The 21498-nt window shown below is 69.3% G+C and carries 20 protein-coding genes; 11 read left to right on the top strand and 9 right to left on the bottom strand.

Features of this window, described 5'->3' with window-relative positions:
- Positions 1 to 3 precede the first annotated feature (3 nt).
- Complete coding sequence (locus O0S08_RS49445; protein ID WP_269036548.1) at positions 4 to 825, bottom strand: hypothetical protein; 822 nt, start codon at positions 823 to 825, stop codon at positions 4 to 6.
- Positions 826 to 1130: 305 nt separating this feature from the next.
- On the bottom strand, positions 1131 to 1898 hold the full coding sequence (locus O0S08_RS49440; protein WP_269036547.1) for a hypothetical protein: 768 nt from the start codon (positions 1896 to 1898) through the stop codon (positions 1131 to 1133).
- 146 nt (positions 1899 to 2044) lie between these two features.
- Between O0S08_RS49440 and O0S08_RS49435 the strand changes: the two genes are divergently transcribed.
- Positions 2045 to 2485 (top strand): YccF domain-containing protein, encoded by a 441-nt coding sequence (locus tag O0S08_RS49435; protein ID WP_269036546.1) that lies wholly within the window; start codon positions 2045 to 2047, stop codon positions 2483 to 2485.
- Between the two features lie 31 nt (positions 2486 to 2516).
- The gene (locus O0S08_RS49430) at positions 2517 to 3164 is read left to right on the top strand and encodes a glutathione S-transferase family protein (RefSeq protein WP_269036545.1); all 648 of its coding nucleotides are present in this window, start codon (positions 2517 to 2519) and stop codon (positions 3162 to 3164) included.
- A gap of 3 nt (positions 3165 to 3167) precedes the next feature.
- On the opposite strand, the gene O0S08_RS49425 is transcribed toward O0S08_RS49430, so the two are convergent.
- Entirely contained in the window at positions 3168 to 3605 is a 438-nt protein-coding gene (locus tag O0S08_RS49425) for a YbaY family lipoprotein (RefSeq protein ID WP_269036544.1), read from the bottom strand.
- 236 nt (positions 3606 to 3841) lie between these two features.
- Between O0S08_RS49425 and O0S08_RS49420 the strand changes: the two genes are divergently transcribed.
- Positions 3842 to 4540 (top strand): hypothetical protein, encoded by a 699-nt coding sequence (locus tag O0S08_RS49420; RefSeq protein ID WP_269036543.1) that lies wholly within the window; start codon positions 3842 to 3844, stop codon positions 4538 to 4540.
- A 48-nt stretch (positions 4541 to 4588) separates the two neighbouring features.
- Here the strand turns inward: O0S08_RS49420 and O0S08_RS49415 are convergent, their stop codons facing one another.
- Positions 4589 to 5347 carry a DUF2071 domain-containing protein gene (locus tag O0S08_RS49415; protein WP_269036542.1) on the bottom strand — a complete coding sequence of 253 codons (759 nt, stop codon included), beginning with the start codon at positions 5345 to 5347 and terminating at the stop codon, positions 4589 to 4591.
- Between the two features lie 229 nt (positions 5348 to 5576).
- Between O0S08_RS49415 and O0S08_RS49410 the strand changes: the two genes are divergently transcribed.
- Entirely contained in the window at positions 5577 to 8072 is a 2496-nt protein-coding gene (locus O0S08_RS49410; RefSeq protein ID WP_269036541.1) for an FG-GAP-like repeat-containing protein, read from the top strand.
- Between the two features lie 222 nt (positions 8073 to 8294).
- Here the strand turns inward: O0S08_RS49410 and O0S08_RS49405 are convergent, their stop codons facing one another.
- Positions 8295 to 8588: a hypothetical protein gene (locus O0S08_RS49405; protein ID WP_269036540.1), complete on the bottom strand. Its 294-nt coding sequence runs from the start codon at positions 8586 to 8588 to the stop codon at positions 8295 to 8297.
- Positions 8589 to 8723: 135 nt separating this feature from the next.
- Between O0S08_RS49405 and O0S08_RS49400 the strand changes: the two genes are divergently transcribed.
- The 4 genes from O0S08_RS49400 (at position 8724) to O0S08_RS49385 (ending at position 13448) form a co-directional block, all read left to right on the top strand.
- Positions 8724 to 9731 (top strand): DUF4062 domain-containing protein, encoded by a 1008-nt coding sequence (locus tag O0S08_RS49400; protein WP_269036539.1) that lies wholly within the window; start codon positions 8724 to 8726, stop codon positions 9729 to 9731.
- A gap of 304 nt (positions 9732 to 10035) precedes the next feature.
- Positions 10036 to 10479: a helix-turn-helix transcriptional regulator gene (locus O0S08_RS49395; protein ID WP_269036538.1), complete on the top strand. Its 444-nt coding sequence runs from the start codon at positions 10036 to 10038 to the stop codon at positions 10477 to 10479.
- A 10-nt stretch (positions 10480 to 10489) separates the two neighbouring features.
- Positions 10490 to 10924, top strand: a complete 435-nt coding sequence (locus tag O0S08_RS49390; protein ID WP_269036537.1) for a VOC family protein — start codon at positions 10490 to 10492, stop codon at positions 10922 to 10924.
- A 133-nt stretch (positions 10925 to 11057) separates the two neighbouring features.
- Positions 11058 to 13448: an ATP-binding cassette domain-containing protein gene (locus O0S08_RS49385; protein ID WP_269036536.1), complete on the top strand. Its 2391-nt coding sequence runs from the start codon at positions 11058 to 11060 to the stop codon at positions 13446 to 13448.
- A 7-nt stretch (positions 13449 to 13455) separates the two neighbouring features.
- Here O0S08_RS49385 and O0S08_RS49380 read toward each other — a convergent pair whose 3' ends face one another.
- Positions 13456 to 14031 (bottom strand): hypothetical protein, encoded by a 576-nt coding sequence (locus O0S08_RS49380; protein ID WP_269036535.1) that lies wholly within the window; start codon positions 14029 to 14031, stop codon positions 13456 to 13458.
- 474 nt (positions 14032 to 14505) lie between these two features.
- Here O0S08_RS49380 and O0S08_RS49375 point away from each other — a divergent pair, with 474 nt between their 5' ends.
- From O0S08_RS49375 to O0S08_RS49365, 3 genes are all read left to right on the top strand, one after another.
- Positions 14506 to 15618 (top strand): hypothetical protein, encoded by a 1113-nt coding sequence (locus tag O0S08_RS49375; RefSeq protein ID WP_269036534.1) that lies wholly within the window; start codon positions 14506 to 14508, stop codon positions 15616 to 15618.
- Positions 15619 to 15970: 352 nt separating this feature from the next.
- Positions 15971 to 17851, top strand: a complete 1881-nt coding sequence (locus O0S08_RS49370; protein WP_269036533.1) for a S8 family serine peptidase — start codon at positions 15971 to 15973, stop codon at positions 17849 to 17851.
- Positions 17852 to 17925: 74 nt separating this feature from the next.
- Positions 17926 to 18567 carry a hypothetical protein gene (locus O0S08_RS49365; protein WP_269036532.1) on the top strand — a complete coding sequence of 214 codons (642 nt, stop codon included), beginning with the start codon at positions 17926 to 17928 and terminating at the stop codon, positions 18565 to 18567.
- A 23-nt stretch (positions 18568 to 18590) separates the two neighbouring features.
- Here the strand turns inward: O0S08_RS49365 and O0S08_RS49360 are convergent, their stop codons facing one another.
- From O0S08_RS49360 to O0S08_RS49350, 3 genes are all read right to left on the bottom strand, one after another.
- A complete protein-coding gene (locus O0S08_RS49360; protein ID WP_269036531.1) occupies positions 18591 to 19409 on the bottom strand; it encodes an SRPBCC family protein in 819 nt (272 codons plus the stop codon).
- Entirely contained in the window at positions 19393 to 20007 is a 615-nt protein-coding gene (locus tag O0S08_RS49355; protein ID WP_269036530.1) for a helix-turn-helix domain-containing protein, read from the bottom strand. The genes O0S08_RS49360 and O0S08_RS49355 overlap by 17 nt, the downstream gene beginning before the upstream one ends.
- 260 nt (positions 20008 to 20267) lie before the next feature.
- Entirely contained in the window at positions 20268 to 21392 is a 1125-nt protein-coding gene (locus O0S08_RS49350; protein WP_269036529.1) for a hypothetical protein, read from the bottom strand.
- Between the last annotated feature and the right edge of the window lie 106 nt (positions 21393 to 21498).

Raw genomic sequence — 21498 nt, 5'->3', positions numbered from 1 at the left:
GCTTCAATCGCTGTGACTCGCGGCGTACGCGCGCACGAACTCCTGATAGGTGACACCGGAGGCGCCGCCGAGGCGGTCGTCGGCCGCGATCGGCCACGCCCGCTGGCCTTCGATGTACCACCCCTCGCCGGCCCGGCTCGGGAAGACGAGGTATTCGGCCCCGACCGTGAATTGCGGCTGGCCGCAGTCGCTCACGATCCGGTGCTCGTTGGCGCCGCCCCGGTGCTCGACCTGGAACTCGTCCGGCAGGTCGCCGGCGACCCGTTCGACGATGCGCAGCGTCGTCCGAACTCCGGGCATGCGCCGCCCTCCGGGCAGCGTGATCTTCTCGGACGCCACCGCCCGCACCCGCGCGACGGCCTGGCCGACGAGCGCGCCGTGAGCGATGACCTGGGTCTCCATGATGGACGGCGTGGAGAGCTCCCCGGCCCGCTCTGCGCGCTCCAGCATGCCCTTCGCCAATCGACGCACCGGCTCCTTCAGCTCGGCCGGCAGCCGGATCTGCAGGCGATCCGCGCGCGCGGCGTCGCGCTCCGCCAGCTCCTCCGGGGTGATGAAGCGGCTCTCCAGCGGTCTCGCCGGCGGGGCCTCCGGACGGCTCGCCTCGACCGTCCGGACCTCCTCGGTCACCGGCTGTTCAGCCTCCTCGTCGAACTCCCCCTCCATTTGACAGGCGAGGAGCAACGGCAATTGTGCCAACCACAATTCATGGCGCCCGAACCAGGTCCGTTTCACATCAATCATCGTGATCTCAATAGCAAGGCGAATTTGCGAAGGCAAGATCCAGCCGCGCCACCGCTCCGCCATTGCAGTGAGGACGTTCACGGAAATATTCATATGTCATTCACAGGTGTATATTGTACGAGTACTCATGACAGCACGCCGGTGTTGTCCCTGTGACAGAGTTGTCAACACGGCGAGGCGAAACTGTTTGCTCGCCCGGCGCGGCCGGATACCCGTCCAGGGCTGTCCCCACGCGAACCACGATTCGCGGCGCCCGACCTGCGTGGGCGCCGAGTTCGCGGTTCGATTCGGGCCAGCCGGAGCGCGTCGCTATCCACGCAATCGAGGTCGTCCAGGTCCTGCCTCTCGCGGCATGCCCTCGACGCTCCGCGGTCTCCCGCGCGTCGTCACAATGCCCCGATCGACACCTCGATCTCGGGCATCTCGGGGAACGCCAGCGGCAGGCTGACCGTCAGCGGCTCCGACAGCACGATGCCTCCCTCCAGAGTGCAGTGCCCGCCGGGGTTGGGCGGGTCGCAGTCGCAGCTGCCGACGCACGTTTGAAACGCGGTCACCGCGACGTCGTAGGTGCCGGCCGGCCGCTCGCGGGCGACCGCACACGGGCCCGCGCAGCCGACCTCCGGCGCGCACTCGGCAGTCATCTCCATGAACTCGACGTCGGCCGCGGCCCACAGCACGGAGAAGCTCGCGCCGGGCTCGAGCTTCAGGCCGGGCGGGACGCCGCAGTCGTCGCAGCCGAGGAGGCATTCTCCCTGCATCAGGGATTCACACGGCGGAGGGGAGCAGGGGCCACCGGCGAAGAAGTGGTTGTCTCCCTCCGCGTCGGTGATGACCAGCTTCGGCAGGCCGATGCAGCTGGCGGCCTCGATCCAGAGCGGCACGGCGCCGGCGTTGGTGATCGTGATCGTGGTCTGGTCGCCGAGGATCTCGTCGGGCAAGAACGCGTCGCAGGCCTGCGGCTCGCCCGTCGACGTCTCCGTCGGGCTCGTCCCGGTCGGCGCCGTCGTCGACGTGGTCGTGACTCCGTCCGTCGGCGACGTGCTCGTCGGCTCGAGCGTGGTCGTCGGCTCGGATTCGGTGGTCGTGTTCTTGCCCGGCCCGCAGGCGATGCAGGCCGACGTGACGATCGTGGCGACGGCGAGTCTCGAGCGCATCTCTGGGCGCCGACGGTAGCGTGGTCCGGGACGACGCGTCCAGCGAGACCTCGCCGGGCGCCGCGCCGTCGGCTGCATTCGTCGCTCCCGCGCTCGCCGCGGACGCTGCGCCGTGCGCATCTCGGCGCGCGTGCTAGGCTGCCCGGGTGCGCCTGATCCTCAACGTGCTGTGGTTTCTCGTCGCCGGGCTGCCGCTCTTCCTCGGCTACTTCGCGGCCGGCGTGGTCCTGTGCCTGACGATCGTCGGCCTGCCGTTCGGGGTGCAGGCGTTCAAGCTCGCGCTGTTCGCCGCCTGGCCTTTCGGGCGGGTCGTCGTCACCGTCCCCGGCGACGGCGGCGCGCTGTCGGCCATCGGCAACGTCCTGTGGCTGGTGTTCGCCGGCATCTGGCTCGCCATCGGTCACCTCCTCGCCGGCCTCATCCTCTGCCTGACGATCATCGGCATCCCGTTCGGCATCGCATGCATGAAGCTCGCCGGGCTCGCGTTGACGCCGTTCGGCAAGACCATCCTCAGCATCGAGGAGGAGCGCAGGATGCACCAGCCGCATCAGGTCGTCGTGTCGGGCATGTCGCTTCCTCGCACTTGACGGCTCCGGCGAGCTCGGCAAGTCTCCCGCCATGTCGAACACCTCGCGCACGTTCTACTACGGGTCCGGCTCGCCCTACGCATGGAAGGTCTGGCTCGCGCTCGAGTTCAAACAACTGCCGTACGAGTTCAAGCTGCTGTCGTTCGACAAGGGCGACACGCGCTCCCCCGAGTTCCTGGCCCTCAACCCGCGCGGCAAGGTGCCGGTGCTGGTCGACGACGGCAACGCCCTGTGGGAGTCGGGGGCCATCGTCGAGTACCTCGAGGACAGGTACCCCGAGCGGCCGCTGCTCGCCAGGGACGCGGCCGCCCGCGCCCTGGCCCGGCGGATCGCCCTCGAGGCCGACGGCTACTTCGCCACCGCCACCCGGCCCGCCGCCATGATGCTCTTCGGCCGCGAGCAGGCCACCCCCGAGTCGCTGGCGGCCGCGCGCGAGGGCATCCTCGCCGAGCTGGAGCGCTTCTCCGGCTACCTCGGCGACCGCGAGTACTTCGCCGGCGACCTCGGCCTGGCCGACTTCGCCTTCTACCCGCACTACCGGCTGGTGCAGCGGTTCGACCAGCGCCTCGCCGGCCTCGGCCTCGCCGACGCCCTCCCGGCCAACCTGCGCGCCTGGCAGGATCGCCTGGCCGCGCTGCCGTACCACGACCGCACGATCCCGCCGCACTGGAAGGCGTGACCGTTACTCGATCTTCTCGCCGGACGTCGGCACCATCCGCAGCTCCAGCGGCGCCGGCGACTTCAGGTCGACCGGCACCGCGGTGTCGGTCTTGAACCGCACCTTGTCGTCGACGTCGCGCAAGCTGGCGCGCACCCCGTATTGAACGTTCGGCTCGATCTTCTTGCCCTCGATCTCGAGCCGAAACGGAATGGGCACACTCGACGCGTTGAAGCTGTCCTCGGCGAGGACCGCGAGCGCCGCGTCGGGGTGCCGCGTGTCGACCACCTGCACGCGGAGCATCGACCCCGGCGTCGGCATGACCTTCTCGAGATAGGACGCATTGCCCTGCAGCGTCACCGTCCGCGCCGGCGAGCTCGGGTTGTCGGCCCTGTCTGCCCCCTGGCACGCGGCCAGCGGCATGGTCAGGGCGGCGCACACGGTCAGGCACATTCGACGCATCGAGCTCTCCTCGGGCATGTGGGGGAATCGCGCGACAGCATGGTCGACGCGCCCCGGCGAACGCGCTGCCTCGCGCACACGGGCGGCCGCGGCCGTGCAGCCCGGCGAATCACCACACCACGCGCTGGCGACGCGCCAGGGCGCGCGCTATTGCGCAGGAGGCGCTTGACGAACCCCGCGAGCGGGCGGCCGCTTTGTCTTGTACCCGGCGCGGCGATCGCCCATCTTCGCCGAGAATGATGCGCCCCTTCGCTTACGCCTCGCTCGCCCTGCTGCTGGCCGCCTGCGGCTCCGGCAAGGAGGAGCCCACCACCACCGACGACACCCCGACCACCGACGCGACCTCGTCCACCACCGCCGGCGAGAGCGAGCCGACCACGACGGACAGCGCCGGCGAGCCGTTCGGCTTCGTGTGCATGGACATCCTGAAGGCCGAGAACGTCGAGGACGACCCATTCGCCGGCACTGCGAAGATCCGCATCACCCTCAAGTACGATCAGTGCCTGATCGATTACTACACCAAGCGTCACCCCGAGCACGCATTCGACGCGCCCGAGGGCGCGGCGATCGTCGACGATTGGCGCGCTCGCCTGTGCGACGAATTGCCCGACGCCCTCGTGCCGTGCGAGGTGGAGAGCCTGGCGCAGACCCTCGACGAGGGCGCCTCGAAGTTCGAGCTGGCCGTGACCTACCAGATCGGCGACCCCGCGCAGATCGACGGCCGTCGCCTGCTGTGGGGCCCCGGCCCCGTCGACGCCGTCGCCGAATGCGAGGGCCAGCTGCCCTCGGTGCGCATGACCTTGCCGACCGACCTCGTCGGCCTCGACGCCGAGGGCACCGAGCTGTGGAGCGCCCAGAGCTGGTCGAACCCGGTGAGCGTGTTCAAAAACGACGCGGCCGGCTGCATCGAGGTCAGCGCCGCACCCTTTACGTGACGAACACGCGGCGCGAGGACAGCCTTCGCCGACGCGACGCGCACGAGCTCACCGCCGCGACGACAACCTCGCCCCGTCGGCCGACGCGAACAGGTCCGGCCGGCTGTGCCACTCGTGGTCGATGTCTCGCATCAGCAGCGCGCAGTCGACCTCGGCCGCCCCGCGCAGGAACTGCCCGGCGTCCTCATAAAACCGCGACCGCACCTCCTCGACCTGCAGCGGCTCGATCGTCCAGCGCAGGCACCTCAGCTCCATCCCGTCATAGCGCCCGGGCGCGCGCGTCGCCGAGTAACCGGTCGCCCCGAGCGAGAAGAACTCCGCGGCCGCGGTCAGCGTCGGGAACACGCTCGACGCCGGCAAGCCGCTCGCCGGCCGACCGGCGAAGGCCAGCTGCTCGCGCCCGTCCGCCTCGACGATCCGCACGCGCACCGACTCGGCGTCCTCGTGGGTCTCGAAGCGGCTGCGAGTGAAGATGCCCGGAAAGACACGTCCGCCGAACGACGCATTGAACCACGAATTCGTGTTCCGCTGCGGGATGTAGACCCCCTCGCGCAGCGCGCCGTCCTGCTCCCACTCGACGGCGATCCGGTGCGCCGCGTTCTCGGAGCTGAGGCCGAGCCAGGCCGGGGTCATTCGCGGTCGCAGCTGGCGAAAGCGGATCATGCAGACCCCGCCGATGCCCGCGCCGCGGTAGAGCTTCGGCCGGAACGGAGCCGGCAAGATCTGGCGCAGCGCCGCCGGGTCGAGGCGATAGTTGAGCAAGACGCGGCGGGCGATGACGCCGTGGATGGAGTCGAGCAGGCTCATGGCGCGTGTTTGCCCACAAGCTACCACGCCGAAGGGTTCGCGCCCGTGACGCTCCGTGCGTCGTCGCTCGAGGATGCATCGACGCAGACGCCTCGTGCCCGCGATGTCACGCGAGCGACGCTGCCGGCCTCGCGTCCGCGCGAGCGAACTCGATCGCTGCGGCAAGCTCGCCGTATCCCTCGCGCTCGCCGATCGATCCCGCGGCCCTGCGATCCGATACCCTCGGGCGATGCACCGCTCCTTACACGTATTCGGCGACGCGCGCCTCGTCGTCGCGCTCGCGTCGTTCGGCCTGGCCGCCTGCGGCGACGACGGCACCGGCACCGACTCCGCAGCGAACTCGAGCAACACCAGCACCGCCACCGACGGCACCGCCACCACCACGCCGGACGTGCCCACCGGCACGAGTTCGACCGCGACCGAGGGCTCGGGCTCGATGAGCGAGACAGTGAGCCCGACCGAGGGGCCCACCAGCACCACCGCCACGACCACCACCGCGACCGAGACTGCCACCGACACCAGCGGGCCGGTCAGCGCGACCGAGACCACCACCGAGACCACCGGCCCGAGCTGTCACGGAGCCGAGTGCTGCGAGATGGGCGAGCTCTTCTGCGGCGAGGTGTGCTGCAGCGTCGGCGAGGTCTGCAACTTCACGAAGTGTGAGCTGCCCGGCGCCGATTGCAAGGAGAAGGCCGACTGCGGCGCCGACGAGTATTGTGATTACTCGCTGGGCGAGCCTGACGTGAAGCCGCCCGACCCGATGTGCATGGGCGGCGTCGCCGAGCCGACCGGCAAGTGTCTGACCAAGCCGCCGCTGTGCGGCCCCAACGACCCGCCGCAGGACCCCAACGACCCCGAGTGCCTGCAGAGCTGCGAGTACGCCACCGGCGGCGAGTTCAACCCGACGGTCAAGTTCTCGTGGGGCGGCATGGTCAATTCGCCGTTCAGCAGCGACATCATGATGACCCCGATCGTCGTCCAGCTCGACGACGACGACTGCGACGGCAAGATCACCGAGCGCGACATCCCCGAGATCGTGTTCTCCACCTTCACCAACGGGCAGTACGGGACCAACGGCTCCCTGCACGCGATCTCGATCGAGGACGGCGCGGTCGTCGACAAGTGGAACGTCCTCGCCGGTCAGGTCAACCCGACCAAGCAGCTCGCCGGCGGCGACTTCGACGGTCAGCCCGGCAACGAGGTCGTCGCCTGCGGCGTGAACGGCCAGGTGTTCGCGCTCAAGGGCGAGGACGGCTCGGTGCTGTGGACCGCCAATCAGACCTGCTTCATGCCGGCGATCGCCGACCTCGAGGGCGACGGCAACGCCGAGGTCATCGTCGAGGGCGCGATCCTCGACGGCGCCACCGGGGCGGTCAAGGCCACTTTCAGCCCGACCCTCAACACCTCGTTCGTCGTCAGCGACCTCGACGACGACGGCGTCCTCGACATCATCACCTCGAGCCGCGGCTACCACGGCGGCAGCGTGTTCGTCGACACCGGGCTGGCCGCGACCAGCCAGTTCTACGCCACCCAGGACTGGAAGAGCCCGTGGCCGGCCGTCGCCGACTTCGACCTCGACGGCATCCCCGAGGTCGTCGTCATCGACAACATCAACCACGCCCTGTCGATCTGGCGCCACGACCCGAACGCCCCCAACGGCTTCGTCGTCGTCCGCGGCCCGGTCGACATCAACGGCAGCCTCGACCCCGCCTCGTGCGCTCCGGGCTCGTGGGGCAGCACCCACGGCGGCGGCCCCCCGACGGTCGCCGACTTCGACGGCGACGGCGTCCCCGACGTCGGCACCGCCGGCGGCATCGGCTACGCCGTCTTCAGCGGCGCCGCCCTCGTCGACCCCGGCGTGGCCGGCCCCGACACGTTCTTGTGGATCAAGAAGACCGTCGACTGCTCGTCGGCCTCGACCGGCAGCTCGGTGTTCGACTTCGACGGCGACGGCAAGGCCGAGGTCGTCTACTCCGACCAGAACCGCCTGCGCATCTACGAGGGCCCGACCGGCGACGTCCTGCTCGAGCGCTGCAACACCACCGCGACCCTCATCGAGTACCCGGTGATCGCCGACATCGACAACGACGGCCAGGCCGACATCGTCGTCGTCTCCAACGCCTACGGCAAGGCGGATCCAAATATCACTTGCGTCGAGGACGGCGTGAACGGCCAGTCCGGCGTGCGCGTGTTCGGCACCGCCGGCGGCAAGTGGGTCCGCACCCGCCGCGTCTGGAACCAGCACACCTATCATATCACCAACATCAACGAGGACGGCTCGCTCCCCCTCGGCGAGGAGCCCAACTGGACCGCCGCGGGCCTCAACAACTTCCGCCAGAACAAGCAGCCCGACAGCGAGCGCGGCGCCCCGGACGCGATCGTCGCCATCGCCCCGCTGTGCGAGGACAGCGGCTACTCCCTGGTCGCCACCGTCCGCAACGTCGGCGAGGCCGCCCTGCCCGCCGGCGTCGTCGTCGGCTTCTACACCGGCGAGCCGAACACCGGCACCAAGGTCGGCGAGCTCACCACCACCAAGGCCCTCTACCCGCTCGAGTCCGAGGCCCTCGAGCTCCCCTTCAACGACGCCCCCGACGACGTCAAGAACGGCATCGTCAATGTCTACGCGATCGTCGACGACACCATGGTCCCGCACCCCGAATGGCAGGAGTGCCGCGTCGACAACAATACCGGCACCAGCACCGGCAAGTGCCTCATCGCCGGCTGACGGATTGCCTGTGAATTCTGCGGCCGCCTCTTGACGACTGCCGCCGCCCATCGCTTCGATCAAGATGAGCTCGAGGTCGAGCCTGCGGCGGTGGCTGTCACTCGCCCCCCGGGGCAATGGTCCGCGGCAACCTGCACGGCGCCCCGAAGATCTAACGCGGTACACCATGGACCGCGCGTCCCTCCGCGCATCGTGCCGTGATACATTGCCTCCCCTCGCGAGTCACCGCGCGGAGGAAGGAAGGGTATCGTGGGAACGCAGGAAATCCGGTAAGTTATGCTCGTAGGCCGAGTTCTGAGCAAGACCGCGGAGGAGATCGAGATCGAGATCGAAGTCACCGCCGGCCTGGTAGCCGTGCTCAACGCCAAGGCCACGCTGGCGGGCGCTGGTGCCTGCACTCGAGATCCCAACCAGCGAGCAGGCGCGGATCGATCGCTTCCTGGCGTCGTCGGGCGATGCGTCGGCCCGCGCCGAGCGTCGGGGCTCTCGCTCGATCGAGCTGTTCGAGCAGCTCACCGACGGGTTCGATGGCGAGTTCTACGTCGGACCGCTCCACGCGTCCCCCCGCTATCACAGGGCAGCCCAGGCTTCCTCATATGAGGAAGTTGTTGCGCGAGAATCCATGAGTTAGCAGCCTCAACAAGGCAAGACATGGATAAGCGCTACCAGATCTTCGTGAGTTCCACTTACACGGACCTAAAGGACGAACGGGCCAAAGTCATTCAGACTCTGATGGAGATGGATTGTATTCCGGCAGGCATGGAACTTTTTCCGGCTGCAGACGAAGAGCAATGGCAATTTATTAAAAAAGTCATTGATGACTGCGACTATTACCTTCTGATCATTGGGGGGCGTTACGGCTCCACGACTCCCGAAGGGATAAGCTATACGGAGAAAGAATATGATTATGCCGTTGACAAAGGCTTGAAGGTCATCGCTCTGATCCATGGAGATCCCGATTCTCTTCCACTGTCCAAATCAGAAACTGTCCCCGCTCAAGCTGAGAAACTTGCGGCCTTCCGCGCCAAAGTGAAGACGGGACGGCTGGTTAGGTTCTGGCAGGATACCACTGAACTTCCCGGTCTGGTAGCTCTAAGTCTGTCCAAGACGATTAAGACATACCCAGCGATCGGCTGGGTGAGGGCGAATACCGTTGCAAACGTCGACCTTCTTACGGACAACAACCTTCTCCGCAAGAAGATCGCTGGCTTAGAAGCCCAGCTTCACAAGCTGCAGGAGGAACATCGCCCCGCAGTTGACGACTTGGCGGGGCTTGACGAGCACTTTACTGTCCGTGGCAACACGACGCATTTCAATAGTAGCGATAAGTGGCATTGGGAGGGCACGATTTCTTGGAGAGAGGCATTCGGTCTACTCGCACCACATCTACTACAGCGCAAAGCTGATGATGACGTCCGACACATCTGGGAGGAGGCAGTAGCTCGAGCGCTCGAGAAGAAAGGAAGATTTCCGCGGGTTGAGGATCAAACGTTCCAGACATTCAAGGTGCAGATGTTGGCACAAAAGCTGATCTCTGTGGAATCGCGCCCAACGACCACAGGCGCACTTGCTCTATTTTGGTTTCTTACTGAGAAAGGCAAGGCTTTCATGCTCGATATCCGTACGATCAAAAAGATGCCCCCAGTCGAGCAATCCTAGCAAGCCGCCGAAAAGCCGGCGCACTCCACCACGCAGACCGTTGCTAAACGTGCGCGATTTTGGGCGGCTTGTGTGCACGAAGCCAATTACCGCAAATACTTGCATCGGCACCGGTGTAGGAGGCCCTCTACCCGTTCGAGCCCGAGACCCTGAAGCTCCCCTTCAACGACGCCCCCCGACGACCCATCGTCGACATCTACGCGATCGTCGACGACGCCATGGCGAAGAGGACCGATGATTCGCGTCCTCGTCGCCGCGCCGCCGGCGCTAGACAACTCCGGTGCGACGTGGCAAGATCGCGCACGTGCCCAGCAGACCCGCCGCAGCGCCGAATCTGCAGGAGCTGGTGAAGCTGCGCCGCGTCCGCGACCGGATGGACCGGGAGTACCAGAAGCCGCTGGACGTCGAGGCGCTGGCCCGCGGCGTGAACATGTCTGCCGGGCACCTCAGCCGCCAGTTCCGGCTCGCCTACGGCGAGTCGCCGTACTCCTATCTGATGACGCGGCGCATCGAGCGCGCGATGGCCCTCTTGCGTCGCGGCGACCTCAGCGTCACCGAAGTCTGCTTCGAGGTCGGCTGCTCCTCTCTCGGCACCTTCAGCACGCGCTTCACCGAGCTCGTCGGTATGCCGCCCAGCGTCTACCGGCGGCAGGCCGCCCAGGCGACGGAGGGGATACCGTCCTGCCTCGCCAAGCAAGTGACGCGACCGGTCAGGAATCGAGAAGCGCCGGCCGACGGCCTCCCCTAGCATCACGGCCATGGACATCAGCATTCACGCGAGCTTCCTCCCGCACAACGACCCGGCCGCCTCCCTGGCCTTCTACCGCGACCTCCTCGGCTTCGAGGTCCGCAAAGACGTCGGCTACAACGGGATGCGCTGGATCACCGTCGGCCCTGTCGGTCAACCCGCCACCTCGATCGTCCTCTACCCGCCGGGCACCGATCCCGGCATCACCGACGACGAGCGCCGCACCATCGGCGAGATGATGGCCAAGGGCACCTACGCCAGCCTCCTGCTGGCCACCCCAGACCTCGACGGCGTCTTCACGCGGCTGCAGGCCAGCGACGCCGAGGTCGTCCAGGAGCCCACCGACCAGCCCTACGGCGTCCGCGACTGCGCCGTCCGCGACCCTGCGGGCAACATGATCCGCATCCAGGAGCAGCGCCCCGCCGCCCGGCGATCGCAGGCCTGACCTGCGCCGCTTCACCAATTCAATAGACAACGGGTCGCTGCCGCGGCCGCGCTGACGAACGACAATCCTACGCACGGCCCTGGCGAGTCAGCCCGGGCCGGGGGTCGCCGACGCCCGAGAGATTGGAGACACCATGAGCAAGGCCACCAGGACGGACACCCAGTCGCCCGCGCAGCACGTCGCCGACAGGCACGATCGGATCCGCGTACAGGGCGCCCGCGTCAACAACCTCAAGGACATCAGCGTCGAGCTCCCGAAGCGCCGGCTGACCGTGTTCACCGGCGTCTCCGGCTCGGGCAAGAGCTCGCTGGTGTTCGGCACGATCGCCGCAGAGTCGCAGCGGATGATCAACGAGACCTACAGCGCCTTCGTGCAGGGCTTCATGCCGACGATGGCGCGGCCCGAGGTCGACGTGCTCGACGGCCTCACCACCGCGATCATCGTCGACCAGGAGCGGATGGGCTCCGACCCCCGGTCCACCGTCGGCACCGCCACCGACGCCAACGCGATGCTGCGGATCCTCTTCAGCCGGCTAGGCAAGCCGCACATCGGCTCGGCGCAGGCGTTCTCGTTCAACGTCGCCTCCATCTCGGGCGCGGGGGCGGTCACCGTCGAGCGCGGCGGGACCTCCACGAAGGAGAAGCGCAGCTTCAGCATCACCGGCGGCATGTGCCCGCGCTGCGAGGGCCGCGGCAACGTCACCGACTTCGACCTGTCCGCGCTGTACGACGACAGCAAGTCGCTCAACGAGGGCGCGCTCACGATCCCCGGCTACAGCATGGAGGGCTGGTACGGCCGGATCTTCCGCGGCTGCGGCTTCTTCGACCCGGACAAGCCGATCCGCAAGTTCAACAAGAAGGAGCTCCACGACCTGCTCCACAAGGAGCCGACCAAGATCAAGGTCGACGGCATCAACCTGACGTACGCCGGCCTGATCCCGACGATCCAGAAGTCGTTCCTGGCCAAGGACGTCGACGCGATGCAGCCGCACATCCGCGCCTTCGTCGAGCGGGTGGTCACCTTCAGCGTCTGCCCCGATTGCAAGGGCACCCGGCTCAACGAGGGGGCGCGGTCGTCGAAGATCAAGGGCATCAACATCGCCGACGCCTGCGCGATGCAGATCAGCGACCTCGCCAAGTGGGTGCGCCGCCTGGACGAGCCGTCGGTCGCGCCGCTGCTCGGGAAGCTGCAGCACAGCCTCGACTCGTTCGTGGAGATCGGCCTCGGTTACCTCAGCCTCGATCGCCCGGCGGGCACCCTGTCGGGCGGCGAGGCGCAGCGCACCAAGATGATCCGCCACCTCGGCTCGTCCCTCACCGACGTCACCTACGTCTTCGACGAGCCGACGATCGGCCTGCACCCGCACGACATCCAGCGGATGAACAACCTGCTGCTGCAGCTGCGCGACAAGGGCAACACCGTGCTCGTCGTGGAGCACAAGCCGGAGGCGATCGCGATCGCCGACCACATCGTCGACCTCGGCCCCGGCGCCGGCTCTGCGGGCGGCACCGTCTGCTTCGAGGGCACCCTCGACGGCCTGCGGAAGAGCGGCAGCCTCACCGGCCGCCACCTCGACGACCGGGCCGCCCTCAAGAAGAAGGTGCGGAAGCCGACCGGCAAGCTGAAGATCCGCGGCGCCAAGGCCCACAACCTGCGCGACGTCGACGTCGACATCCCGCTCGGCGTCCTCGTCGTCGTCACCGGCGTCGCCGGCTCCGGCAAGAGCTCGCTCGTGCACGGATCGATCCCCGCCGGCGCGGGCGTGGTCGCCGTCGATCAGGGCGCGATCCGCGGCTCGCGGCGCAGCAACCCGGCCACGTACACCGACCTGCTCGAGCCGATCCGCAAGGCCTTCGCCAAGGCCAACGGCGTCAAGCCTGCCCTGTTCAGCGCCAACTCCGAGGGCGCTTGCCCCACCTGCAACGGCGCCGGCGTCATCTACACCGACCTGGCGATGATGGCCGGCGTCGCCACCACCTGCGAGGAGTGCGAGGGCAAGCGGTTCCAGGCCTCGGTGCTGGAGTACCGCCTCGGCGACCGCGACATCAGCCAGGTGCTGGCGATGTCGGTGAACGAGGCCAAGGCGTTCTTCGGCGCCGGCAAGGCGCGCACGCCGGCCGCCCACGCCATCCTCGAGCGGCTCGCCGACGTCGGCCTCGGCTACCTCAGCCTCGGCCAGCCGCTCACGACGCTGTCCGGCGGCGAGCGGCAGCGACTCAAGCTGGCCACCCACATGGCCGAGGAGGGCGGCGTCTACGTCCTCGACGAGCCGACCACCGGCCTCCACCTCGCCGACGTCGAGCAGCTGCTCGGCCTGCTCGACCGGCTCGTCGACTCCGGCAAGTCGGTCATCGTCATCGAGCACCACCAGGCAGTCATGGCCCACGCCGACTGGATCATCGACCTCGGCCCCGGCGCCGGCCACGAGGGCGGCCGGGTCGTCTTCGAGGGCACGCCCGCCGACCTCGTCACCGCCCGCTCCACCCTCACCGGCAAGCACCTCGCGGCTTACGTCGGCGCCTGAATCTTCGTCATGCCCGCTCCTGCCGCTGGATGCCGCGGGTCAGGCCGCCGCCGCGTCGCCGCCGCCGCGCGAACCACTGCAGCGCGAGGATCGCCAGCCACACGGACCCGCCACCTGACCCGAGAGTCATGTTGCAGTTGGCGACGGCGTTGCGGATCTCCACGCGCGTCCCCGGCCCGACGTTGCCGGCGCGGTCGACCGGGCGGACCTCGAGCGTCGCCGTGAACACCCTGTAATCATGCTCCGAGAACAGGAGGATGAACGTCCCCTCGATCGGCCCCTCGGGCATGGAGAACGGGAACTCGCCGTCGACGACCTCGAGCTCGTAGCCGATATCGCCCGAGGGAGTGCTATCGTCGGCCCCCGGGGTGACGGAGAGCGACACGTGCATGCTGTCGCCGCCGCAGTCCGAACAGCCGGCGCCGCCGCCCTCCCCCACCTCGCCGACCTTGACTGCCGCGATCATCCCCGGCGGCGTGTCGTCGACCGCTGCCTCGGCGGGATCGATGTCATATGGAAAGTTGTCGATCATCGAGCACGCGTGCGCGTCGAAGTCGCCGAGCACGAACAAGCTGCCAGCCAACAGGGTCGTAAGTCTTATATAAAAACTGGCCATGATGGTCGCAGCATAGCGCGCCCCTCACGCGGGCGCTCCTGCGCCGACAGGTCAGGGCACACATTTTCGCCCTCGTTTCCGCCACACCTCGTCTTCGCCCTTCACCGGCCACTGCGGCCGCGCGGGCCTCGTGTAGACCATCACCGAGCCACGCGTACTCCCCCCGTCGCCAGCCAAAGAGGTCCGCGCCGCGTCCGATCACCTCCTCGGCCGCCGAGACGACGACGATCACGCGAAGGCAAGGCGATCGCGAAGCCGGCAGGTCTGTCGCCCTGTTCGCGCGGCACGAGAGCTCGCCGAGGAGCGCCGAGTCGCAAGGACCACGGACGAGGCATTGCACCGCAGAGCGATCACACGCTCGCATCGGTGATCGTGACAGCGCTGCGGACCCGGCGAACCTCGGCGTGCTCGTCCCGGGCGGTCGCGTTACCATCCTCGCCCATGGCCCGCCGCGAGCTCCCGCTGTGCCCCGTCTGCGGCGCCTGGTCGCCGGGCCCGACGCCGCGCTGCGGTCACGCCCGCGACCCGCGCTTCACGTGGCAGCCGCGCCCGTGGTGGGACGGCCTCGGCGAATTCCTCGGCGCCGCGCTCTTCATGCTCGCCGCCGCCGTCGCGCTCATCGGCGTGGGCCCGCTGCTCTGGTCGATCTTCTCCGACTGGCCGCCGCGGACCCTCGCCGAGTACTTCGGCGTCCTCGGCATGCTCCTCGTCACCGGGCCGACGGCGATGGTCGGCCTCGGCCTCTTGATCATGCTCCCCGAGCGCTACAGGGGCCGCGCCTGGCTGCTGGTCGACCTCGACCCCGTCCCCGGCGACACCGTCCTCGGCGAGGTATGGGTCCGCCGCCGGGCGCCCGTCCACGGCGGCGTCACCCGCACCATCCGCACCGTCATCACATCACATGACTGTTCCGACATGTCCTCAAAAACAGCCGCATGGAGCACCGGCGAGCCGCGCGTGGTCGTCGCCGCCACGCTCGCCGGCCTGGCCGCCCGCGGCCAGATCGAGCTGAGCCTCCACGACACCACCGGCTGGACCGCGCGCCCGCGCGACCCGCCGTCGCCGCTCCGACGCTCCGTCGTGCACGTCCGTCGCCTGCCCGAAAAGACAGCCGGTCTCCCGCGGTTCGAGGTCCGGCTGCTCGCGGGCTTCGCCGGCGGCGACGACCGCGAGCTGGCCCGCGAGCTGCACCTGCCCCTCGACTCCGTCTCGGCCGAGATCGGCTACAGCAGAAACGAACTCCCGCGGTCGTCCTGGCGCGGCACAGGCACCCCCACCGCCGCGCTGCGCGAGGCCCTGCTCACCGCTCCTCCCGAGTTCGACGACCCCGCCCTGCTCGCCTATCACGCCGCGCTCGCCGACCCCGCCGTGCTCGCCGACCCCGCGTCCGAGCCTGCACCGCTCGCCCCTCCCCCGGCGCTCGACGACCCCGCCCCGATCGTCGCCGTCCTCGCCGCCTGGCAGGCCCGCGATCCCGAGCGCGTCGGCGCTGTCCTCGACGTCGTTCACAAAGTCGTCGACGAGCTCATCCCCGCCTCCGTCCCCACACGCTGAGCGAATCACGCCCGCCACCTTTGCATCGGCCTGCCCGCGGCGGCAGTGATTCCTGCTGCTGTCCGCTCCGACAGCGCCCCCGCGGGCCATCACCGACATGAACTTTCGTACATGTCCAAAAGCGCCTACCAGCATGGCCACTCGCGTCCGCGCCGACGCTCGCTCCGGCCCCAGCCCGCGCGTCCGAGTCCGCCTGAGCAGCGCCGGGGCTCGCCCGTCATGCCGCGCGGCCGCCCCCATCGAATTCCGTCGCGTCGAGCCCCGAGACCTGCCTCACCCGCGCGAGCAGGCGACGGGCCGCGCTTGCGACCCGCTCCAGCGACAATGACCGCGCGAGGAAGAGGACGTCGAGATGCTGCAGATCGCCGCGCTAGCCATCGTCACCAACCTGGTGGAGCCGCCGACGTGGATCTTTTTTGAAGACAAGCAGGTCGCGGCGGCCGACCTCGAGGCGGCCCTCGTGCGGCAGGAGCAGGAGCTCGCGCCGCGAGCCCTGCGCCGGCGCGCACGGGTCCGCGGCGATCGGGGCGTCGATGTCCGCGACCTCCCGCCCGCGTCCGCCTATGTACAATCGGTCGCGGCCACCGGCGCCCGGATTCGTGCCACCTCGCGCTGGCTCAATGCAGTGAGCGTCGACGCCGACGCCGCCCAGCGGGCCGCGATCGCTCGCCTCCCCTTCGTCACTCGCACGCGGCCGGTGGCGCGGACGCGGCGCCATGAGCACCCCTTGCCCGTCACCGACGAATCGCCGACCTCGCAGGCCAAGGGCCTGTCCTGGCCGCATCTCTCGGCGCTGCACGTCCCGGAGCTGCACGAATGCGGCCTGACCGGCGCCGGCGTGGTCGTCGGCGTGCAGGACACCGGCTTCTTGCTCGAACACCAGGCCTTCTCCAAGGTGCAGGTGCTCGCGGCCCGCGACTTCGTGCAGGGCGACGACGTCGTCGCCGACCAGGAGGGCGACACCCCCGGGCAGCACCACCACGGCACCGGCGTCCTCTCGCTGATCGTCGCCGACGACGGCGATGTCTTCTCCGGCGTCGCCCCCGGCGTCGCGGTGATTCTGGCCAAGACCGAGCGCATCGACGTCGAGGAGCCCTTCGAGGAGGACTACTACGTCGCCGGCCTCGAGTGGATCGAGGGCATGGGCGCCGACATCTTCACCGCCTCGCTCGGTTACTCCGACTGGTACGAGCCCCAGCAGCTCGACGGCAAGACCGCCGTCGCCTCGCAGGCCGCAAACGTGGCGGTCGCCAACGGCCTCATCATGTTCGCCGCCATGGGCAACCAGGGGCCGCAGCCGAAGACCCTGGACGCGCCGGCGGACGTCGACGGCGTCATCGCCATCGGCGCCACCGACTTCGACGGCGTCGTCACTCCCTTCTCCTCGCGCGGCCCGACCGCCGACGACCGGATCAAGCCCGACCTGGTGGCGCCGGGCCAGGACGTGTGGATGGCCCGCTCCGACAGCCTCGTCGCCTACGAGATGTCGCAGGGCACCAGCCTCTCGACCCCGCTCGCCGCCGGCATCGCCGCCCTGCTGCTCGAGGCCTACCCCGACCTCGATCCGGCCGGCATGCGTGCGCTGCTGCGCGCCACCGCGACGCAACCCGACGCCCCCGACAACGACGCTGGGTGGGGCCTCATCGATGGCCTCGCCGCCGCGGGGCTCCACTGCACCTGCGTCGACGCCGACGCCGACGGGCACTACGCGGTCGCCTGCGGCGGCGACGATTGCGACGACGACGACCCTGCCAGCCACCCCGGCGCGACCGAGATCTGCGACGGCCGCGACAACGACTGCGACGAGACCATCCCCGCCGACGAGGTCGACGCCGACGCCGACGGCGTCCTCCTGTGCGCCGGCGATTGCGACGACGCCGACCCCGCCCGCTGGCCCGGCGCGGACGAAGATCCCGACGATTGCATCGACAACGACTGCGACGGCGACGGCGACCCCGCGTGCGCCCCGACCACCGGCGAGGACAGCGGCACCGGTGACACCGGCGCGTCACCGACGACCGGCTCGAGCACGAGCGACGGCGTCACCTCCACCTCCACCTCCGCCCCGAGCACGAGCGACGGCGCGACCGACAGCGGCGCCCCCGCGACCGGTGACGACGGCTGCGGCTGCGCGACCGACGGCGACGGCCGATCCGCGTGGCTGCTGCTGATGCTCGCAGCCCTTCCCCGCCGCCGCTCCCGCCAGCTGTCGCCTCGCACGCAACCGCAATGACCGAAGAGATCTCGAAACTCCCTCCGAACCGCGACCAAGCCGGTCGCTTCACCCTCCACGGTCGTTCGCTCCGGGTGCTCGCATTCGTCGCCGCGTGCCAGCCCACGGGCCCGGCGAGCACCGACGCGACCACCGGCACCAGCACCGGCGCGCCCACGACCACGAGCCTCGACACCGGCGCACCGACGACCACCGACGGGACGCCGACGACGGAGACGCCCGTGGAATGCATGGACCTCAGCTCACCCTTCCTCGCGGCGGACTGCCTGGTGGCGCTGAGGAACCGCTGCCTGGCGGCCACGGACGAGGCGACGTGCACTGCGCGTGAACCGTTGCTGTTCGGGGACGGCGGATACATCATCCGCTGCGGCTGGGCCAAGGTCGTCACCTTCGCCGACCCGGCCACCTGCGCCGTCGAGTCGGTGGTCGGTCGTTGCGAGGCAGGCCTCGAGGACACCCTGCTGGGTTGCGGCAATCACTGCAACGACGAAAATTCGTTGCAGTTCAGCCTGCGTGCGGACGTGGACGCCGCAGAGCTTCTCGAGATGGGCTGTGCGAGCAACGGCAATTACCTCGACGGCCCCCTCGGCGCACGATCGGCAGTCGGCGCCGAGCCGCAGGAATTCGGCACTGTGTGCATCGACGGCGTGAAGCCGCCGGCGCCGCCGCTGTGCGACTGTGCATCCGCGGCCTGCGCGACCGAGTGGGGCGAATAGACGGTGTGCGCGACGAGGCGTCGCTACGCCTTCGCCTCGGCCTCGCGCGCGGGGAACCGCTCGGCCATCCACGCCGACCAGCGCCGCTGGGCCTCGGCCGCCGTCGCCTCCGCCTGCTCCCCGTACAAATAAATGCTCACCCCGACGCGAGCGCTGCCCGCGTGGCGATACGTCCCGATCGCCGCCACCCCCGGCCCGGGCCGCTCGAGGCGCAGCATCTGCTCGAAGACCTCGCCGCCTTGCTGCACGCGCTCGACCGTGCCGGCGAGGCTCGGCGCCTCGCTCGGGGCCTCGCGCTGCTCACCGACGTCGGCCCCTGCCAGACCGAGCCCCGCGCTCAGGCTCTTCCACGCCTCGGCCGGCGTCCCCGCGTGCGAGCTCGTCACGCGGAGCGAGCTCGCCTTCTGACCGGCGAATTGGCGCATGTACACGCGCAGCACCTCGAAGAAGCCGGGCCAGCCGGACTCGAAGCCCTCGAGCTCGTCGTCCCACGAGTCCTCGCTGGTGAACAGGCTGTGGACCATTCGGACCACGCACTGCTCGCCCGCGCGGGTGCGGATCGTGATCTCCGTGGCCACCGGCGGCGCCTCGCCGTTCCAGCCGCGCTCCTCGTAGCAGAAGCGGAACGGCGGCTCCCAGCGCGTCACCACCCCCTTCGACACCGCGCCGCCGCCGAAGTCGAATTCGATCGCTCCGCCGACCCGCTCGTCGACCGTCGTCGTCGTGAACCACGCGCCGATCCCCGGCCCCGTGGCCATCGCGCGCCAGAGCTGCTCCGGCGTCCCCGGCACCACGAATTCGAGCTCGACCCATCTCTTCTCGGCGTCATTCTTGACTGGCATGTCGATCCTTTCGTGCATCTTCCGCGGGCCGGGGGTGAGCCATGACGATCAATCGATAGTCACGCCCGCCCGGCGCCGAAGTATCGTGATAGCGGGCGGCCAGCGTCGTGATCGCCCGCGTGAGCTCCTCGGTGAAGGCCGCGCGCTCGCGCGGCGAGGCGAAGCGGATCTCGGCGTCCATGGAGAGCGTCGCCAGCCGCTTGTCGGCGCGGACCGCCTGTCGCCACAAGGCTCCCACCTCGCGCACGACCCGAGCCGCGAGGGCGACGAGATAGCCGGCCGAGAGCCGATCCGTCGCGCGCGCCGGATCGGCCGCGAGAGGCCCCAGCGCCCCCGGTGAGACGACGTACGAGCTCGCAGTCGCCACGAACAGCCGCTCGGTGAGCCCGCCCCAGCGCCGCTGCTCCGCCTCTCGCACCAGCGCGTGGGCCTCGAGGGCGCGCAGGTGGTAGTTGACCTTCTGCCGGGGGATCCCCAGCCGCGCGGCCAGGTTGGCCGCCGAAGCGGGCTCGGCGAGCTCGGCCAGCAGTCGGCCGCGGACGGGGTCGAGGGCCACCGTCGCGGCCGCCGGATCGTCGATGACGGCGACGTCGAGCACGCCCGTACCGTAGCTTGAACAAAAAATTTGTCAAAGTAATTTCGGCCCGCAGCGCCATTCTATGAGACTTCAGCGCGTTTCACGCAACCAAGTTCCGCGACGACGATCGCATGCTTGAAGAGACATGTCCTGATCGTCACGTCTCTTTAAAATGCTCACCGCTCCGGCGACGGCCGGGTCACTGTCAGAACGCACATGTCTCTACAAACATGCTCCAAAGAGCATGTCCCTAACACCACCTCGATTCGCCCGCGGCCCGCTCACCACTTCGGCGACGACAGGGCCACCGGCAGCACGGCCACGCGGCGCAGCTGGTCGCCCACCTCCCACACGCGCGCGATGGCCTTCGCGTTCACGTCCTCGACGGTGACCCAGTGCAGCTTCTGCCCGTGCATGAACGCGAGCGCCGGCAGCGGCGGCGAGAACGGCAGGCCGCACTGGTGGTCGCGCAGCAGGAACGAGTCGGGCCACGAGCGATCGGCCTTGGCCACCAGCTCGCTCGCCGAGCCGTCGGCCTTCTCCCGCAGCACCGACCACTGCGCCACCTTCGCCTTGCGCTGATGCTCGGCCGCGTGCAGCACGTGCAGCGGCTCGTTCGACCCCTCGAGCTCGACCCGCACCGCCCGCCAGCTCCGCTTGTCGAGCCCCGCGATCTCTTTCTCAAAAAATTTGTCGATCGGCGAGGGCCCGTCCCTCACCGGGATCATCGCGCCCGGCTCGTCGAAATCCTTCGCGGGATCCTGGCACACCGCGTGGACCCGCATCGCGAAGTTCATCCGCACCGGCGTCGGCGGGCGGTGGCGGCGATGAAACGCGAACACGTAGTCGAGCTGCGGCCCCGGCTCGCTCGTGAACGGCCTCGCCGCCCCGTTGCCGGGCGACTCGTCGCAGCGCAGCGGCCCCTCGGTCACGACCGCCACCGCCTTGACGCAGGTCTCCTCGGACGAGCCCGTCGCGGTCGGCTGCGTGAGCCCCGGGCCGCAGTACTCGAACTGCTTCCCCGCGGCCCCCCGCACCGCACCGCCGGCGTTCGTCATCACCCACAACGGCTCGCCCTCGCGCCAGCTCTCGGCGTCGCGGCCGACGACGAACGGCCCCCCGTCCGCCTCGTCGCTGCGGCAGCGGCCGAAGGCGAGCGCGGACGGCTCGAAGTCGACCTGCTCGGACGGATCTGCCGGGATGACGGAGGCCGCCGGCGCGTCCGGCGTCGGCTCGACCGCCACGGGCGCGGCGGACTGCGGCTCGGACGGCACCGGCGTCGTCGCCTCCGACGCGGCCCGCGAGGCGCAGGCCGACAGCGCGACGCCAATCAGGACACCGGCCGCCCACCTCCCCCCGACGGTTCGCCGCATCGACGACGCGCAGGGATCGAAGATCGCACTCACGAGAATTCCTGATCGCCGCCCCATCGCTCGTCGCAGCAGGCTTATCAACTCTCCACCGCCCTGTCCACGCGCGCCCGACGTCTGCTCGCGCGGCCTCGGACTTCGA

This window comes from Nannocystis punicea (genome assembly GCF_026965555.1).
Taxonomy (GTDB): domain Bacteria; phylum Myxococcota_A; class Polyangia; order Nannocystales; family Nannocystaceae; genus Nannocystis; species Nannocystis punicea.
Note: the sequence above shows the minus strand (reverse complement) of the source record. Positions and strands in the feature narration are given on the sequence as shown.

Bases quoted from the DNA above. Each gene is read 5' to 3' on its own strand.
- O0S08_RS49440 (WP_269036547.1), bottom strand. From the start codon at position 1,898: ATGCGCTCGAGACTCGCCGTCGCCACGATCGTCACGTCGGCCTGCATC.
- O0S08_RS49430 (WP_269036545.1), top strand. From the start codon at position 2,517: ATGTCGAACACCTCGCGCACGTTCTACTACGGGTCCGGCTCGCCCTAC.
- O0S08_RS49425 (WP_269036544.1), bottom strand. From the start codon at position 3,605: ATGCGTCGAATGTGCCTGACCGTGTGCGCCGCCCTGACCATGCCGCTG.
- O0S08_RS49420 (WP_269036543.1), top strand. From the start codon at position 3,842: ATGATGCGCCCCTTCGCTTACGCCTCGCTCGCCCTGCTGCTGGCCGCC.
- O0S08_RS49415 (WP_269036542.1), bottom strand. From the start codon at position 5,347: ATGAGCCTGCTCGACTCCATCCACGGCGTCATCGCCCGCCGCGTCTTG.
- O0S08_RS49410 (WP_269036541.1), top strand. From the start codon at position 5,577: ATGCACCGCTCCTTACACGTATTCGGCGACGCGCGCCTCGTCGTCGCG.
- O0S08_RS49400 (WP_269036539.1), top strand. From the start codon at position 8,724: ATGGATAAGCGCTACCAGATCTTCGTGAGTTCCACTTACACGGACCTA.
- O0S08_RS49390 (WP_269036537.1), top strand. From the start codon at position 10,490: ATGGACATCAGCATTCACGCGAGCTTCCTCCCGCACAACGACCCGGCC.
- O0S08_RS49385 (WP_269036536.1), top strand. From the start codon at position 11,058: ATGAGCAAGGCCACCAGGACGGACACCCAGTCGCCCGCGCAGCACGTC.
- O0S08_RS49375 (WP_269036534.1), top strand. From the start codon at position 14,506: ATGGCCCGCCGCGAGCTCCCGCTGTGCCCCGTCTGCGGCGCCTGGTCG.
- O0S08_RS49370 (WP_269036533.1), top strand. From the start codon at position 15,971: ATGCTGCAGATCGCCGCGCTAGCCATCGTCACCAACCTGGTGGAGCCG.
- O0S08_RS49360 (WP_269036531.1), bottom strand. From the start codon at position 19,409: ATGCCAGTCAAGAATGACGCCGAGAAGAGATGGGTCGAGCTCGAATTC.